The following is a 15,717-nucleotide window of genomic DNA, read 5'->3' on the forward strand; positions in this document are numbered from 1 at the left end:
GAGAAGTCGTTCCAAAAAAAGGAGAATCATGAAGCAAGCAGCAATTCGTGCCGGAAAGCGGCTCAGCACAAGCGGATTTGGCAAGCGCAGCCTGGCCAGCCTGTTGGTATTTGCCGCATTGAGTGGCACCACCTTCGCGCATTCCGTTGCAGCCTCGGCGGAGGAAGGTCGTACGTTTGTTCGCGCCTATTTCAAGGATCTCAATCATGCCCACAAGATCGTGCATGATCGCTACGAGACCATGGAATCGAAGTACGAGAAGGGTTATGTGATCGTCAACGCGACCGAAGCCGAGATCAAGGAACTCGAAGCCAAGGGTTATCGCGTTGAAGCAGACTCCCAGTGGGTACACCAGATGGCCGCTGAAATTGTCAGCGAGTCGTCGGGCAACAGCTTTGCCGCCGCCGGTATTCCTAACTTCTCCTGCTACGAAACCGTAGAGGAATCGTTTGCCGCCGCCCAGGCCATGGCATCGTCCCGCCCTGATCTTGCCACCTGGACCAAGATCGGCAGCTCCTGGGCACAATCGCAAGGCTTGGGTGGATACGATATCCGCGTCCTCAAGCTCACCAACTCGGCCAAGGGTGGCAGCAACAAGCCCAAGCTGTTCATCAACAGTGCCATCCATGCTCGCGAATATGCCACCGCACCGTTGGCCTTGGCTTTTGCCAAAAAGCTGTTCAACGGCTACGGCGTCGATGCCGACGCCACCTGGATACTGGACCACCACGAAGTTCACCTGTTGCTGCAAACCAACCCGGACGGTCGCAAGCAGGCTGAAACCGGCATCCTCTGGCGCAAGAACGCCAACACGGCTTATTGCGGTGCCACCAGCAATTCGCGTGGTGCCGACCTGAACCGTAACTTCACCTTCGGCTGGAATACCACCAATGGCAGCGGCTCCAGCGGTAGCCAGTGTAACGATACCTATCGCGGCCCATCTGCCGGTTCCGAGTCCGAAACCAAGGCGATTGAAGCCTATGTGCGTTCGCTGTGGACAGATCGTCGCGGCCCGAACCGCACCGATGCGGCCCCGCTCGATACCAGCGGTATCCACCTCGACATCCATAGCCACGGTCGCCTCTTGCTGTGGCCGTGGGGCACCAACGGTGCGGTAGCTGGCAACGATACCCAGCTGACAACGCTGGGCCGCAAGTTTGCCTTCTTCAACAACCACACCCCGCAGCGCTCGCTGGATCTGTACGAAACCGACGGCACCAGCGATGGCGTCAGCTACGGTGAACTGGGCGTTGCCGCCTTCACCTTCGAGTTGGGTACTGCCTTCTTCGAGAAGTGCAGCTACTACAACGACACCATCCTGCCAACCAACCTGCCAGCGCTGGTTTACGCGGCCAAGGTCGTACGCACCCCCTACATCACCCCGGCTGGGCCTGATGCTCTGAGCGTAGCGGCATCCGGTACGGCTTCGACCACGGGCGTACCGGCCGGTACCCAGGTGACACTGACCGCTCAGGTTGATGACACCCGCTACAACAACAGCAACGGTACCGAGCCGACCCAGAACGTGGGCGGCGCTGAGTACTACGTGGACAAGGCACCTTGGGAGTCTGGTGCCGTTGCCAAGTCGATGTCGGCCAGCGATGGTAGCTTCAACAGCAACAAGGAAGGCGTTACCGCCACCATCGACACCACCGGCTGGTCTTCCGGCAAGCACATGGTGTTCGTACGCGCCAAGGATGCCAGCAATAACTGGGGTGCCGTCAGCGCGGTATGGGTGAATATCGGTGACGGTGGCGGCGGTACAGCCCCAACTGCCAACTTCACTTCGACCGTCAGCAATCTGACCGCCAGCTTCACTGACACCAGCACTGACGACGGCACCATCGTTTCGCGCAGCTGGGACTTTGGTGATGGCAGCAGCTCGACTGCCGCCAACCCAAGCCACACCTATGCGGCAGCAGGTACATACAGCGTCAAGCTGACAGTGACTGACAACGAAGGCAAGACCGGCACCACCACTCGCAGCGTGACCGTCAGCAGCGATGGCGTAACCGTTCTGGTCAATGGCCAGACCGTAAGCGCCTTGTCTGGTGCCAGCAGCTCGTGGAAGTACTTCAAGGTCATCATTCCATCCGGCGCCAGCAACCTGTCGATCAAGACAAGTGGTGGCACGGGCGATGCCGACCTGTACACCCGAGTCGGCGCCCAGCCAACGACCTCCAGCTACAAGTGCCGTCCTTATGCATCGGGCAATACCGAAACCTGTACCGATGCCGCACCTGCAGCGGGTGAGTACTACATCGGCCTGCGGGGTTACAGCGCCTATAGCGGTGTCAACCTGTCGGTGAACTTCACCGCACCTTGATCGCCCAGCCCGCCCACAAGCGGGCTTTAACGAGCCAAGACGCGACAAAGCCGGCATTTGCCGGCTTTGTCGTTTTCAATCGTGGCGCACTATTTACATCCCATGCCCCCGATCAGGAATCCTCGACGATCTTCTGGATCTCACCCTTCTTGCGCCCTTTGGCAATGATCTGATTCAGCTTTGGAATCCACTTGGCGTGCGGACTATCGCGCAAGGCCGCAAAGCGGATCTGCTCTCGCTGCATCGGTTTGGGCAGAATCACCAGATCATCTATCTCGGGCAACGATACATCGAGGTTTTTCAACACTTCCTCTGCAGTGGCGCGCCGGCTGTGCAGCAGCACCACATCAACCCGCCCCATATGCAGCTTGCGCAAGCGGATGACAAACGAGTCCGGGTCTTCTTCAACGCGGAATAGCTTGTCCCGCATCGCCTCGAACTCTCCGGTGTAGCGGCAGCCTCGAAATGCCGACAACACCTTGCCTTTCAGATCCTTCAGACCATCGACTTTGAGCTTGTCCGCCTTGCGCGCGACCATCCAGATATTGGTGGCATACACCGGCTCGGAAAACACCAGGGTGCCCGTTTCATCGGCATCCTTGGGCATTCCCCACAACAGACCCTCACCGTGCAGGGCCAATGCGGCTGCCCGCTTCCAGGGGTAAGGCCGGTAATCAAAGCGTGCGCCCAGACTGCGTTCGAAATAGCCCAGCAATTCGCGGTTGAAAGCCGTCATGGGCAGCATCTCGCCGTCCGGCCCGGTACGCTGCCGCACAATCAGCGGTACCGGCGAGCTATCCTCTTCCGCCCACACCGGAGCGCAGTGGCTCAGCCACACTGCCGCCAAGACCGTCCAAATGGCCCCGCGCCCCCGAGATCGCCTTGCAACACGTTGCCACTGAGCCCATCTCATGATTTCAGCGCTGCCCCGCAAACTGCTCGCCCAACTCAGCTGCCCGCTTTGTTGCAGCTGCGACGGCATCGACGATAGCTTGCTCAACCCCGGCAGACGCCAACTGGGCCAGACCGCGCTCGGTAGTACCACCTTTCGATGTCACCCGCTCGCGCAAGGTACCCGCACTCTCCTCGCTCTGCAGGGCCAGGGCGACGGCGCCCTCAAAAGTCCGGTAGGCCAGCTGTCTGGCAACCTCGGGGCTGAAGCCTTGTGCCTCGCCAGCAGCCTGTAGCGCTTCGATAAAGTAGAAAACATAGGCCGGCCCACTGCCCGAAACGGCCGTCACCGGGTCCAGCTGCTGCTCGTTGTCGAGCCAGACCACCTCTCCCGCTGCAGCCAGCACTTGGCCGGCCACCGCACGGCCAGCGGCATCGACGGCCGGGTCGGCATACACACCGCTGATCCCTTTGCCAATCAGCGCTGGTGTATTCGGCATCGCCCGTACAATCCGCCGATGTCCACCCAGCCACCCTGACAGCGCCTCGACCCTGACGCCTGCAGCAATCGAGATCACCAGCGCGTCGGCAATATCCGATGCAATATGCGCGGCCGCTTCTGCCATTTGCTGTGGCTTCACCGCCAGCACGACAACTTCGGATGCCGGCAACCTGTCATCAGCCGCCAGGGTATGAACTCCGAACTGCCGGGCCAGCTCGGCCCGCTTGTCGGCAGAGGGTTCCAGCACTGCAATATCAGCAGGCTGCAGACCTTGTCGTAACACCCCCCCCAGCATGGCGGTGGCCATATTGCCCCCACCGATGAAAGTCAGTTTCATGCGTTTTCCCCGTTTTTATTCGACACAAGATTGGCAAACCTGCTCTCGGCTTGCCATATGGACAAGCTCCGCCAAGGGCGGGGTAATGGCACCTAGGGCGCCACCCCAAAACTGATAGCGTGGCTATGCTTGGTCAGCAGATGCTTGAGCAGGTTGTAATACAGGCGGTCGAGGTCGCGCTGGCCGCTGATCGGCAACTGCAGCGCAGCATCCAGTTCTTTGCTGCGTAATTCCAGCCTTTGCAGCTGATCACCTTCCAGCGCGTATTCGAGTGACGACACAGCCGTCAATGGCATCGACACCGTGGCCGGCACCCCCCAGCCCTGCCAGGACAGGCTGACCGAGTCACTGCTGACATGCACGATGGTCCGCCAGAACCAGTAGCGCTTATGCCAGGCAAAGCCGACCAAGCCTACCAGCATCAGCCCGCCCACTACTGCAGTCACCGGTTCGCCGATGATGGCAGCCTGAATCAGAAAGCCCATTGCCAGCACCGAAACCACCAGCACCACCAATCCCGGAAACAGGCGATTCAGCGAGTGCTCGGGCAAGCGCTGCCAGGTAGAGGCAAGCTCAATGCTATCGCTACCCGGTCCTTCGAGAACCCTCACCCAGCGCGCCAGCTGGGCGAAGGTCGGGGCATTTGAATGAGGTACAAACTGTTGCATAAACCAGAGTCCCGTCAGGGTGAATGTGAGTTGATGCGCGGTTTCTGCAAACCGGCATCGAGAAAGTGCCTTACCCGGTCAGGGATGTTGGCTGCGCGCACCGAAAATGGCGGTACCCACTCGCACCAGCGTAGCGCCCTCCGCAATGGCCAGCTCCAGATCGGCCGACATCCCCATTGACAGGGTATCCAGCGGATAACCAGCCTTCTGCAGCTGCTCGAACAGTTGACGCAGGCTGATGAACTGCTGACGAAGTCGCTGCAGATCGTCTGTAGGCTCGGGAATGCACATCAAACCGCGTAGCGTCAGGCGTGGCAGCTCAGCGATTTCGGCAGCCAAGGACACGGCGTCCTCAGGCTGACAGCCGCTCTTGCTGGCCTCTCCGCTGACATTGACCTGCAGGCAGACGTTCAGTGACGGCAAGTGCGTCGGCCGCTGGCTTGACAGACGTTCGGCAATTTTCAGCCGGTCAATCGAATGCACCCAATGCGCACGCTCGGCCACGGCCCGGGTCTTGTTGCTTTGCAACGGACCAATGAAATGCCAGATCAAGCCGGGCAAATCGGCCAAAGCATCGGACTTGGCAACCAGTTCCTGCACATAGTTCTCGCCAAAAGCATACTGGCCGGCAAGATACAGCTCCCGCACCGCGCTGGCAGGAAAGGTCTTGCTGACAGCCAGCAGACTGACGGCCCCCGCCGATCGGCCTGCCGTGCGCTCGGCAGTGGAAATTCTGGACAGTATGGTCTGCCTTGCATTCTCTAGTGTTGTTGTCATAATTCCCCGCAGCGCGCTTCCAGCAAGGCTTTGCGTCGTATCGCCGTCATCCCGGCAGCGTATCGGAACCGGACAATACGGCATTCAGGCAAGCCTGCGCCAAAGCGTTGTCATATTTTTACGTCTAATATTATTACCAGCCGAACCCAAATGCGGGGTTTCCAGCCCGTTGGGCGATAGTCGCCATATCGGACCGCAAGGCATGCCGCCCACGGTCTTTCGAGCCGGGTTCGGCTCGACGCCAACACCGGCATTTATATGATGACTCGTCACGCAGTCTGCCACCCAGTGTCGATTCGACCTGCTGCGACCAGCAAGGCGCACAGCTCGAACCCCGGAGGATTATAAAGTGGAAATTTCCGAACTTCTGGCCTTTGGCGTCAAGAACAAGGCGTCTGACCTTCACCTTTCGTCAGGCTTGCCGCCAATGATCCGCGTTCACGGTGACGTGCGCCGCATCAACCTGCCGCCCATGGAACACAAAGACGTACACGACATGGTGTACGACATCATGAACGATGGGCAACGCAAGGTATACGAAGAAACCCTGGAGTGCGACTTCTCGTTCGAAATCCCCAACCTGGCGCGTTTCCGGGTTAACGCCTTTGTGCAGAACCGGGGGGCTGCAGCGGTATTCCGGACCATTCCGTCGAAAGTGCTAACCCTCGAAGAACTGAACTGCCCCAAGGTTTTCAAGGATATTGCACAGAACCCTCGCGGCATCGTGCTGGTGACCGGGCCAACCGGCTCGGGTAAATCGACCACGCTGGCCGCGATGATCAACTACATCAACGAAAACGAGTTTGGCCATATTCTGACGGTAGAAGACCCGATCGAATTCGTGCATGAGTCGAAAAAGTGTCTGATCAACCAGCGGGAACTCGGGCCACACACCCTGAGCTTTGCCAACGCGCTGCGTTCGGCACTGCGGGAAGATCCGGACGTGATTCTGGTGGGTGAAATGCGGGATCTGGAAACCATCCGGCTGGCGCTGTCTGCAGCGGAAACCGGTCACCTGGTGTTCGGTACCCTGCACACCTCATCTGCCGCCAAAACCATCGACCGTATCGTGGACGTGTTTCCGGCAGCCGAAAAAGAAATGGTACGGTCGATGCTGTCCGAATCGCTTCGCGCCGTAATCTCGCAAACCCTGCTCAAAACCAAGGACGGCAACAGTCGGGTGGCGGCGCACGAGATCATGATCGGCATTCCGGCGATCCGTAACCTGATTCGGGAAAACAAGATCGCCCAGATGTATTCGTCGATCCAGACCGGCCAGCAATATGGCATGCAGACACTCGATCAGTGCCTGACTGATCTGGTGCGACGCAATATCACCTCGGTGGTCGAAGCACGTGGCAAGGCATCCAATCCGGATAACTTCCGCTAAAACCAGACATCCATCCCTGGCGGGTTTTGCCCGCCAGGCCCAATGAGTTGCCGACAGAAGCCGGTTCAAAACCTTTCGTGAGCAGTCCTCAGCAGGGGTTGGCAGATACCCCATGCAAGCGACCTCTCAGTAAACGCCTGAAAGGGTTTAAGCCATCGGCATATCATCAGCAAGGGTAAAGGCGTATGCTGTGCGCCCTTCAAATCATGCCAGGAGCGCAATCATGGAAAAGGAACAAGCCACTAAATTCATGCACGATCTCTTGCGCCTGATGCGGGCCAAGAATGCGTCAGATCTTTTCATTACGGCCGATTTTCCGCCCGCAATGAAAATCGACGGGAAAATGACTCCGGTTTCCAACCAGTCTTTGAGTTCGCAGCACACCAAGGAACTCGCCCGCGCGATCATGAATGACCGGCAGGCTGAAGAATTCGAAGCCACCAAGGAGTGTAATTTTGCGATCAGCCCTGGCGGTATCGGCCGCTTCCGGGTGAATGCCTTGGTGCAGCAGGGTCGTATTGCCTTGGTATTGCGTACCATTACCACCGAAATCCCGAAATTTGACGATCTGGGCCTGCCGCCGGTGCTCAAGGATGTTGCCATGACCAAACGGGGTCTGGTGATTTTCGTTGGCGGTACCGGTTCAGGTAAATCAACTTCCCTCGCTGCGATGATCGGCTTCCGTAACGAAAACAGCTACGGCCATATCATCACAATTGAAGACCCGGTCGAATACGTACACGACCACAAGAATTGCATCGTGACGCAGCGGGAAGTCGGCGTGGATACCGACAGCTGGATGGCCGCCCTCAAAAACACGTTGCGACAAGCGCCGGATGTCATCCTGATCGGTGAGATCCGCGACCGCGAAACCATGGACTACGCGATTGCCTTTGCGGAAACCGGCCACCTGTGCATGGCAACCCTGCACGCCAACAGCGCCAACCAGGCCCTCGACCGTATCATCAACTTCTTCCCCGAAGAACGCCGCGCTCAGCTGCTGATGGACCTTTCGCTGAACCTGAAAGCCTTCATCTCGCAACGTCTGATTCCTCTACGTACCGGCAAGGGCCGGGCCGCAGCCGTGGAAGTGATGCTGAACTCCCCCCTGATTTCGGACCTGATCTTCAAAGGCGACGTGCACGAAATCAAGGAAATCATGTCGAAAAGCCGTGAGCTGGGCATGCAGACTTTCGACCAGTCGCTGTTCGAGCTGTACGAAGCCGGCAAGATCAGCTACGAAGATGCGTTGCGCAATGCAGATTCGGTCAATGACCTGCGCCTGAAGATCAAGCTGCAAGGGCAGGAGGCAAAGGGGCGCGACATCCTGCAGGGGCTGGACCACCTCGACATTGTGTGACGATTGGCTATAACTAGGTTCTGTTGACGTAAGGTTTGCAGATCGTAAACCTTACGCCAACAGAACCTAGTCGCCAGCTCGCCTTGGCCTCGCAAATGCGAGGCCAAGTCATGTCTGGGGCGGATAAATCAACTCACACGGAGAAATCACATGGCAAACGCAGTCAACTGGTTCGAGATCCCGGTCACCCAATTCGAGCGTGCACAACGCTTTTACGCCACCGTATTGGGCCGCGAGGTTCCTCTGTGGGAAATGAACGGCATGAAGATGGGCATGTTGATGGATGGGCAGGAAGGCGTTGGCGGTTCGATCATCCAATTTGAGGGGGCCGAGCCTTCAAAGACCGGCACGCTGGTTTACTTGAATGGCGGAGAAGACTTGAGCGTGATGCTGAGCCGTGTGGAGGCGGCGGGCGGCAAAGTCACCATGCCCAAGACCCAGATCACCCCAGAGATCGGTTACATGGCAGTGTTTGAAGATTGCGAAGGTAACCGCGTCGCCTTCCATTCCCCCAAGTAAAGGCCGGGGGCAGTTATCCCAACCATCAGACGGCGCGCCAAGCGCCGTTTTTCATTGATGAGGACGCCACGTCTGGCCGATGCGCCGATCGTCGCTCGCGCCAACACCGCCCGAGCGGTAAAATGCCCCTTTCCCATGCCGTCGTTGGGGTCCCGCTCTGTGCTTTTCCGCCAGCCCTGCCAGCCACCGCTGGCCACTTGCAAGGGTTTGCGGCACCCACAGCAGCCCCCCGCCTGATCCCCATGCCCCATACCACTCTCTGGCTGATTCGCCATGGCGAAACCGACTGGAACCGCGCACGTCGCTTTCAGGGCCATACTGATACCCCGCTCAATCGCATCGGGCTGCAACAGGCCGAGCAACTGGCGCTTAGCCTTGCCCTGCACCACCAGCGCGAGCGCTTTGCCGCGCTATACGCCAGCGACCTCGCGCGCGCCACCCAAACCGCAGCCGCCGTAGCGCGCCAGACCGGCCTGGCTCTGGCGACCGATGCCGCCCTGCGCGAACAGCATTACGGGGTACTGGCACGGCTGACGCCCGAGGAAATGGCCATTCAGCAACCCGAAGCCTATGCCCGCTGGATTGCACGCGACGCCGATTACGTGTTACCCGGCGGAGAAAGCCGTAATGGCTTTTCAGTCAGGGTGCTGGCAGCCCTCAAGGCGATTGCCAACCGTCATCCGGCCAGCCAGGTGCTGGTGGTTGCACATGGCGGTGTGCTCGATTGCGCCTATCGCGCCGCCACCGGCCAAGGCATGGCCCCCACGCGCCTGCATGATCTGCTCAATGCCAGCATCAATCGTGTCCGTTTTGTCGGTGATAGTCTGGATGTGGTGGCCTGGGGCGACGTCAGTCACCTGCAGGTCGAAACGCAGGATGAAGTGTGAATCTGGCAACCCTCCAACCCACCATGTCCAAGCGCCCCAGCTACCCTGACGCCCTGTCAGTCCTGCGAGAAGTTTTTGGCTACCCGGCGTTCCGGGGCAGCCAGGCCGCTATCGTCGAACACGTTGCCAGTGGGGGGGACGCGCTGGTACTGATGCCAACCGGCGGCGGCAAATCGCTGTGCTATCAGATTCCTGCACTGTTGCGGCCAGGATGCGCTGTCGTGGTGTCACCACTGATCGCCCTGATGAAGGATCAGGTCGATGCGTTGATACAGCTGGGGGTAGAGGCTGCATTTCTGAATTCAACGCTGGATGCCGACGCCGCCCGTGACGTCGAGCGGCGCATCCTCTCCGGCGAGCTGGATCTGGTTTACGTCGCGCCAGAGCGCTTGCTGACCCCACGTTTCCAGAGCCTGCTCGAACGCGCGACCATTTCATTGTTCGCCATCGACGAAGCCCACTGCGTCTCGCAATGGGGCCATGATTTCCGGCCGGAGTACATCGGGCTCTCGGCTTTGCACGAGCGCTTTCCAGACATCCCCCGCATTGCGCTGACCGCCACCGCCGACCATGCCACCCGTGCAGAAATCATCAGCCAGCTGGGGCTGGAAGGCGCACGAGAATTCCTGTCCTCGTTCGATCGGCCTAACATCCGCTACACGATCATCGAGAAGAACAACGCCCGCAAGCAATTGCTGGAACTGATCCGACGCGAGCACAGCGGCGATGCCGGCATCGTTTACTGCCTGTCGCGCAAGCGTGTGGATGAGACCGCCGCCTGGCTACGTGAACAGGGCATCATGGCCTTGCCGTACCACGCAGGTATGGATGCAAGCAGCCGTGCTGCCCATCAGGCCAAATTCCTTCGTGACGAAGGTATTGTCATGGTCGCCACCATTGCCTTCGGCATGGGTATCGACAAACCCGATGTGCGCTTTGTCGCCCACCTCGACCTGCCCAAGAGCCTCGAAGGCTATTATCAGGAAACCGGCCGTGCGGGTCGGGATGGCCTGGCCTCATCAGCCTGGTTGGCCTATGGCCTGAATGATCTGTTGTTGCTGAAGGAGATGATCGAGTCCTCGGGCGCTCCCGATGCCCAGAAGCAGGTTGAGCGCCAGAAGCTCGACGCCATGCTCGGGCTGGCCGAAACCACGCGCTGTCGCCGTCAGGTGCTGCTCGGCTACTTTGGTGAAACGCTGGAGAAACCGTGCGGCAATTGTGATAACTGCCTGACCCCCCCGGAAACCTGGGATGGCACCGAAGCCGCACGCAAAGCCCTGTCAGCGGTGTACCGCACGGGTCAACGCTTTGGCGCCGGTCAGGTCATCGACGTGCTCCTGGGCAAAGAGACAGACAAGGTCAAACAGAACTTCCATCAGAAGCTGTCAACTTTCGGTATCGGCAAGGAGTTGAGCGAAACCCAGTGGCGCGCGGTATTCAGGCAGTTGATCGCCGGCGGTTATCTGCAGACGGTGCCGGACGGACACGGCGCATTGATGCTCAGCGAAGTGGCCCGCCCCCTGCTCAAAGGTGAAACCACACTGACGCTACGCAAGATTCGTGAACGTGCCGCCGGCAAGATCCGCACCGGCAGCAGCGGTGCCCCCGAGTTTGCCAATGCCGAGGAGGAGGCCACCTGGCAGCGTCTGCGCCTCTGTCGCAAGCGGCTGGCGGACGAGCAGAATGTTCCGGCCTACATCATCTTTGCAGACTCGACATTGCGGGCGATGCTCGAACACCGGCCCGCCACACTTGCCGAGATGGCCCGAATTTCCGGCGTAGGCCACGAGAAGCTGGGCCGCTACGGTCTGGCCTTTCTTGATGCCCTGCACGCCCTCGACTAAACCCCCATTTTTCGATCATGAAACTACTCGCGCTCGACACCTCTACCGACCATCTGTCGCTTTCGCTGATTCTCGATGACCAGCAGATTGACCGCGCCTGGCAGGTAGGCCAGCAACACTCCGAACTGACACTGCCCTATCTGCGCCAACTACTGGCCGACTGCCAGCTCAGCCTGAGCCAGCTCGACGGCATCGCGGTTGGCATCGGCCCCGGCTCATTTACCGGTTTGCGGATTGGCTGTGGCATCGTGCAGGGACTGGCATTCGGCATCGACCGTCCGGTTGTCGGCATCAACACGTTGGCTGCACTGGCGACCGCCACCACCGGTCCACGCGCCTTCGTGGCAATGGACGCACGGATGAGTCAGGTGTACTACGCCGCGTTTGAGCGTGACGCCAACGGAGTGCCCCATGAGGTCATTCCAACCGGGCTGGCCAACCCGGAGCAGGTGCTGCTGCCCGAAAATCAGGACTGGCATGGTATCGGCAATGGCTTCGCCGCCTATGGTCCAGCCCTGCAACAGCGTTTGGGTACGCAGCTGGCCAGCATCACCCCCGATCGACTTCCGCTAGCCTGTGACATCGCGCGCCTGGCCCGGCATGAGTTTGCCGCCGGCCGGGCTGTTGCCGCCGATGCGCTGGAGCTGCTGTATGTGCGCGACAAAGTCGCCCAGAAAACTCACGAACGGGCCAAAGCATGAGTATCAGAATCGCTACCGATGACGATCTGCCGCTGTTAGCGGCGATCGAAGCCCAGGTGCAGCACTCCCCCTGGACCGAACGGCAATTCAGCCAATCCATCTGGCTTGGTCACCACACAATGGTGATGGAACAGGAAGGGCAAGTGATTGGCTTTGCCGTCATCATGCAGGTGCTCGACGAAGCCACGCTTCTGAACATCGCGATTGACCCCAGTCAGCAAGGTAAGGGATTTGGGCGCCTACTGCTGGCGGAAGCGATTCAGCATGCGCGGCGGAATCTGGCCAAGGTTCTGATGCTGGAGGTCAGGGAGGGCAATCAGTCCGCCCGGACGCTGTATCAGCGCGTCGGCTTCAAGGAAGTCGGTTGCCGCAAACAGTACTACCCGACCCCCAATGGCCATGAAGACGCCATCCTGATGGACCTGGCACTGTGACCCGACACGACATCATTCTGGAAGAGCTTGGTCTGGCCCCACTTTGGATCAGACGGGAGCTGCTGCAAGCATTGGCAGAGCAGGAGGCCGAACAGGCCGAGGCAGCAGCTTTCGTCGGCCACGATGAAGCCCACCCTCCTCACCCCGCCGATACACTGGAACCCCCCCCGGCCGAAGCCCGCATGGCGCCTGCTGAGGAGATGCATCGTAGCGCGCCAGTGATCCCCATCAACCGCCCGAGCAGCAAGTCCGGAAGCCACGCAGCCCCCACAAGCCCAGCCAACACAGAAATTGACCCAGAAGAACAGAGTCGACAGCAGCGCGCCGCCCGCATCGCGGGCCTGAGCTGGGACGAGCTGCAAGCGGAAATCAGCCAGTGCCGGGCATGCGGACTATGCGAAGGCCGCACCCAGACCGTCTTCGGCGTTGGCCAACCTGGGGCCACTTGGATGGTAGTCGGAGAGGCGCCAGGCGCTGAAGAAGACAAACGCGGTGAGCCATTTGTCGGCCAAGCCGGCAAATTGCTCGACCAGATGCTGTTTTCGGTATCCGCCAAGCGCAATCAGGAGGTCTACATCGGCAACGTGCTCAAGTGCCGACCACCGGGCAACCGTAACCCGCAACCCGGCGAAGTTGCACTCTGCGCACCTTTCCTGCTGCGGCAGATTGCCCTGATCCAGCCCAAACTGATCATTGCCTCCGGTCGCTTTGCGGTGCAGACCTTGCTCAGCAGTACCGCCCCCATCAGCGCACTACGCGGCAAAGTCCATCAATACGGCGACACTCCCGTCGTGGTCACCTACCACCCGGCCTACCTGCTACGCAACCTGCCGGACAAAGCCAAAGCCTGGCAAGACTTGCTGCTGGCCAGACGTACCGTCAACCCAGCCCGCGCTTTGCCACCGCAACAAGCCACGGACGAGGACTCATCCGATTAGGTTCTACGGTTGAGTCTGCGGAGTGCGCCTCGCCAGAAAACAACCCGAACCAAAGCGAAGCGCACACCGCTCGCAGCAAGGCTTCTACAGCTGAGCATCCGACCCAACTGGGTTCTGCTACTGGCGATGTCTATCAATAGGCAAGCGCTGCTCCCCTTCCATTAACCGTAAGGCCCACGCAAGAAACCGCGCAGCGACCGGGCAAAATCCGGTAACAGCGCCTACGATGAATCATCGTTCACCCGGAAGTGGCCTTATGTATCTGCTTGCTCATCGTGGAGCGCATGCCCAGCTCCACGAAAACACCCTTGAAGCGTTTCTGGCTGCCGCCAAACTGGGGTTTGACGGCATCGAAACCGACGTGCGTGTCTCGGCCGACCAGGAAGCCGTGCTGATTCACGATCGCGTCGCCCCGAATGGCATCCCGGTTGCCGCGCTGACGCGACGTGAATTGTCGGACGCTTGCGGCTATCCAGTCCCAACCCTGACCGAAGCGCTGGATGCCATCCCCAGCCTGCTCTGGAATATCGAAATCAAGACACCGGCCGCTGCCAGCATTGCCTTGCCGATCCTGCAGCGCTACGAAGCCCGGCACCGGCTACTCATCACTTCTTTTCACCACGATGTCGCCCTGGCTGCCGCCAGAGCACTCAAATCGCCATGTGGCTTTCTGAATGCGCACAAGCCTGTGGCCATCAACACCTTGCTGCATGCCGCACTACCTGTTGCCAATCTGCGTACCCTCGTCTGGCATTACGAGGTACTCGATCAGGAAATCGTCCGCCAGACCAATAACCTTGGCTTTCGCAACGCCGTTTACGGTGCAGGAACGCCGTTCGAACATGATCTGTGCCGCGAATTCGGTGTCCATGCCTTGATTACCGACCACCCCGAACACTGCGGCCTGAGCGCCGCCGGCGCCAAGCACCATTAGGCTCTGTTGAGTTTGAATTACGGCGCGCTGCAATTTCGGCCCTCTGCAGGGAACTTCAACCGAAACGGCTTCTCGAAGCCCAGCCTGCTGCGGTTCAAGCGCTCATCGCGGCAGGCCAAACCCTATTGACATAGGTTTGCGACATCGCCCAATCCAAGCCACCGTGCTTAACCGGAAAATAGCCATCAGCCTGCAGCGCAGCATGGTTTCTGCTGCCCTTCAGGCCCTTTGCCGACAAACGCGATCTGCAAACCATATGTCAACAGACCCTAGTTAGTTCAGTTAGAATGCGCCTTTTCGTTCGGAAGACGGGATCATGTTGACAGGCAGCCTCGTAGCTATTGTGACGCCGATGTTCGAAGACGGTAGTCTTGACTTCGACTCGTTTCGCAAACTGATCGACTTCCATATCGCAGCAGGCACCAAAGGCATCGTCGCCGTTGGCACCACCGGTGAGTCCGCCACGCTGGATGTGGAAGAGCACATCAAGGTAGTAAAGGTGGCCGTCGAGCACGCCGCCAAACGGGTACCCATCATTGCTGGCACCGGCGGCAACTCAACGCGAGAAGCCATTGAACTGGCCAAGCTGGCCAAGGGCGCCGGCGCCGATCTGTCGCTCTCCGTCGTTCCCTACTACAACAAGCCCACGCAGGAAGGCATGTATCGCCACTTCCGCACCATCGCGGAATCCGTCGATCTGCCCGTTCTGTTGTACAACGTTCCCGGCCGTACCGGCGCGGACATGAGCAACGACACCGTACTGCGGCTGTCTGAAGTGTCCAATATTGTTGGTATCAAAGATGCCACCGGCGATCTCGCCCGGGCTGCCGACCTGATCCGCCGGGCGCCTGAAGGTTTTGTGCTCTACAGTGGTGACGACGCCACCACACTCGCCTTCATTCTGCTGGGCGGACATGGCACGATTTCGGTCACCGCCAATGTCGCGCCTCAGGCCATGAGCGAGATGTGCAACAAAGCACTGGCTGGTGACATTGCCGGTGCCCGCGCACTCAACGACCGCCTGCAGGGCCTGCACAAACAACTCTTTATCGAATCGAACCCGATTCCAGCCAAGTGGGCGGTTGCCAGGATGGGTCTCATGCCCGGTGGTCTGCGCCTGCCATTAACCCCGCTTTCCGCCCATAGTCACGATGCCGTCATCGGCGCCATGCGCCAGGCAGGCATTACTGCCTGATGGCTCGACGTTTA

Annotated in this window: 15 protein-coding genes; 11 read left to right on the plus strand and 4 right to left on the minus strand. The window is 59.5% G+C overall.

The annotated features are described in order from the left end of the window. The first annotated feature begins 28 nt into the window (after positions 1-28). A complete protein-coding gene (locus PZA18_RS09350; RefSeq protein ID WP_284100563.1) occupies positions 29-2,326 on the plus strand; it encodes a M14 family zinc carboxypeptidase in 2,298 nt (765 codons plus the stop codon). Between the two features lie 112 nt (positions 2,327-2,438). On the opposite strand, the gene PZA18_RS09355 is transcribed toward PZA18_RS09350, so the two are convergent. The 4 genes from PZA18_RS09355 to PZA18_RS09370 all read right to left on the minus strand — a co-directional run bounded on the left by PZA18_RS09355 (position 2,439) and on the right by PZA18_RS09370 (position 5,501). Further along, a complete protein-coding gene (locus PZA18_RS09355; RefSeq protein WP_407951178.1) occupies positions 2,439-3,173 on the minus strand; it encodes a substrate-binding periplasmic protein in 735 nt (244 codons plus the stop codon). 70 nt (positions 3,174-3,243) lie between these two features. Beyond that, positions 3,244-4,056, minus strand: coding sequence for a pyrroline-5-carboxylate reductase (gene proC / locus PZA18_RS09360; RefSeq protein WP_284100564.1), 813 nt, complete (start codon positions 4,054-4,056; stop codon positions 3,244-3,246). A gap of 92 nt (positions 4,057-4,148) precedes the next feature. Next, positions 4,149-4,724 carry a hypothetical protein gene (locus tag PZA18_RS09365; RefSeq protein WP_284100565.1) on the minus strand — a complete coding sequence of 192 codons (576 nt, stop codon included), beginning with the start codon at positions 4,722-4,724 and terminating at the stop codon, positions 4,149-4,151. A 78-nt stretch (positions 4,725-4,802) separates the two neighbouring features. After that, positions 4,803-5,501: a YggS family pyridoxal phosphate-dependent enzyme gene (locus PZA18_RS09370; RefSeq protein WP_284100566.1), complete on the minus strand. Its 699-nt coding sequence runs from the start codon at positions 5,499-5,501 to the stop codon at positions 4,803-4,805. 349 nt (positions 5,502-5,850) lie between these two features. Between PZA18_RS09370 and PZA18_RS09375 the strand changes: the two genes are divergently transcribed. The 10 genes from PZA18_RS09375 to dapA all read left to right on the plus strand — a co-directional run bounded on the left by PZA18_RS09375 (position 5,851) and on the right by dapA (position 15,703). Continuing rightward, positions 5,851-6,891, plus strand: a complete 1,041-nt coding sequence (locus PZA18_RS09375; protein ID WP_284100567.1) for a type IV pilus twitching motility protein PilT — start codon at positions 5,851-5,853, stop codon at positions 6,889-6,891. Positions 6,892-7,114: 223 nt separating this feature from the next. Next, positions 7,115-8,251 carry a PilT/PilU family type 4a pilus ATPase gene (locus PZA18_RS09380; RefSeq protein WP_284100568.1) on the plus strand — a complete coding sequence of 379 codons (1,137 nt, stop codon included), beginning with the start codon at positions 7,115-7,117 and terminating at the stop codon, positions 8,249-8,251. A 150-nt stretch (positions 8,252-8,401) separates the two neighbouring features. Further along, entirely contained in the window at positions 8,402-8,770 is a 369-nt protein-coding gene (locus tag PZA18_RS09385; protein WP_284100569.1) for a VOC family protein, read from the plus strand. Positions 8,771-8,892: 122 nt separating this feature from the next. Next, positions 8,893-9,657 (plus strand): histidine phosphatase family protein, encoded by a 765-nt coding sequence (locus PZA18_RS09390; protein ID WP_284100570.1) that lies wholly within the window; start codon positions 8,893-8,895, stop codon positions 9,655-9,657. Positions 9,658-9,680: 23 nt separating this feature from the next. Further along, positions 9,681-11,501: a DNA helicase RecQ gene (recQ, locus tag PZA18_RS09395; RefSeq protein ID WP_284100571.1), complete on the plus strand. Its 1,821-nt coding sequence runs from the start codon at positions 9,681-9,683 to the stop codon at positions 11,499-11,501. A 17-nt stretch (positions 11,502-11,518) separates the two neighbouring features. Further along, the gene (tsaB, locus tag PZA18_RS09400) at positions 11,519-12,202 is read left to right on the plus strand and encodes a tRNA (adenosine(37)-N6)-threonylcarbamoyltransferase complex dimerization subunit type 1 TsaB (RefSeq protein WP_284100572.1); all 684 of its coding nucleotides are present in this window, start codon (positions 11,519-11,521) and stop codon (positions 12,200-12,202) included. Then, positions 12,199-12,636, plus strand: coding sequence for a ribosomal protein S18-alanine N-acetyltransferase (rimI, locus tag PZA18_RS09405; RefSeq protein WP_284100573.1), 438 nt, complete (start codon positions 12,199-12,201; stop codon positions 12,634-12,636). Before tsaB ends, rimI begins: the two co-directional genes overlap by 4 nt. Next, entirely contained in the window at positions 12,633-13,574 is a 942-nt protein-coding gene (locus tag PZA18_RS09410) for a uracil-DNA glycosylase (RefSeq protein ID WP_284100574.1), read from the plus strand. Before rimI ends, PZA18_RS09410 begins: the two co-directional genes overlap by 4 nt. 256 nt (positions 13,575-13,830) lie before the next feature. After that, positions 13,831-14,508, plus strand: coding sequence for a glycerophosphodiester phosphodiesterase (locus tag PZA18_RS09415; protein ID WP_284100575.1), 678 nt, complete (start codon positions 13,831-13,833; stop codon positions 14,506-14,508). Between the two features lie 316 nt (positions 14,509-14,824). Further along, on the plus strand, positions 14,825-15,703 hold the full coding sequence (gene dapA / locus PZA18_RS09420) for a 4-hydroxy-tetrahydrodipicolinate synthase (protein WP_284100576.1): 879 nt from the start codon (positions 14,825-14,827) through the stop codon (positions 15,701-15,703). Positions 15,704-15,717 lie beyond the last annotated feature (14 nt).

Source organism: Parachitinimonas caeni, assembly GCF_030129945.1.
Taxonomy (GTDB): Bacteria; Pseudomonadota; Gammaproteobacteria; order Burkholderiales; family Chitinimonadaceae; genus Parachitinimonas; species Parachitinimonas caeni.

Excerpts from the sequence above, each read along its gene's own strand:
- PZA18_RS09380 (WP_284100568.1), top strand. The coding sequence starts at position 7,115 with ATGGAAAAGGAACAAGCCACTAAATTCATGCACGATCTCTTGCGCCTG.
- PZA18_RS09365 (WP_284100565.1), bottom strand. The coding sequence starts at position 4,724 with ATGCAACAGTTTGTACCTCATTCAAATGCCCCGACCTTCGCCCAGCTG.
- proC (WP_284100564.1), bottom strand. The coding sequence starts at position 4,056 with ATGAAACTGACTTTCATCGGTGGGGGCAATATGGCCACCGCCATGCTG.
- PZA18_RS09415 (WP_284100575.1), top strand. The coding sequence starts at position 13,831 with ATGTATCTGCTTGCTCATCGTGGAGCGCATGCCCAGCTCCACGAAAAC.
- PZA18_RS09350 (WP_284100563.1), top strand. The coding sequence starts at position 29 with ATGAAGCAAGCAGCAATTCGTGCCGGAAAGCGGCTCAGCACAAGCGGA.
- tsaB (WP_284100572.1), top strand. The coding sequence starts at position 11,519 with ATGAAACTACTCGCGCTCGACACCTCTACCGACCATCTGTCGCTTTCG.
- rimI (WP_284100573.1), top strand. The coding sequence starts at position 12,199 with ATGAGTATCAGAATCGCTACCGATGACGATCTGCCGCTGTTAGCGGCG.
- recQ (WP_284100571.1), top strand. The coding sequence starts at position 9,681 with ATGTCCAAGCGCCCCAGCTACCCTGACGCCCTGTCAGTCCTGCGAGAA.
- PZA18_RS09370 (WP_284100566.1), bottom strand. The coding sequence starts at position 5,501 with ATGACAACAACACTAGAGAATGCAAGGCAGACCATACTGTCCAGAATT.
- PZA18_RS09390 (WP_284100570.1), top strand. The coding sequence starts at position 8,893 with ATGCCCCTTTCCCATGCCGTCGTTGGGGTCCCGCTCTGTGCTTTTCCG.
- dapA (WP_284100576.1), top strand. The coding sequence starts at position 14,825 with ATGTTGACAGGCAGCCTCGTAGCTATTGTGACGCCGATGTTCGAAGAC.
- PZA18_RS09385 (WP_284100569.1), top strand. The coding sequence starts at position 8,402 with ATGGCAAACGCAGTCAACTGGTTCGAGATCCCGGTCACCCAATTCGAG.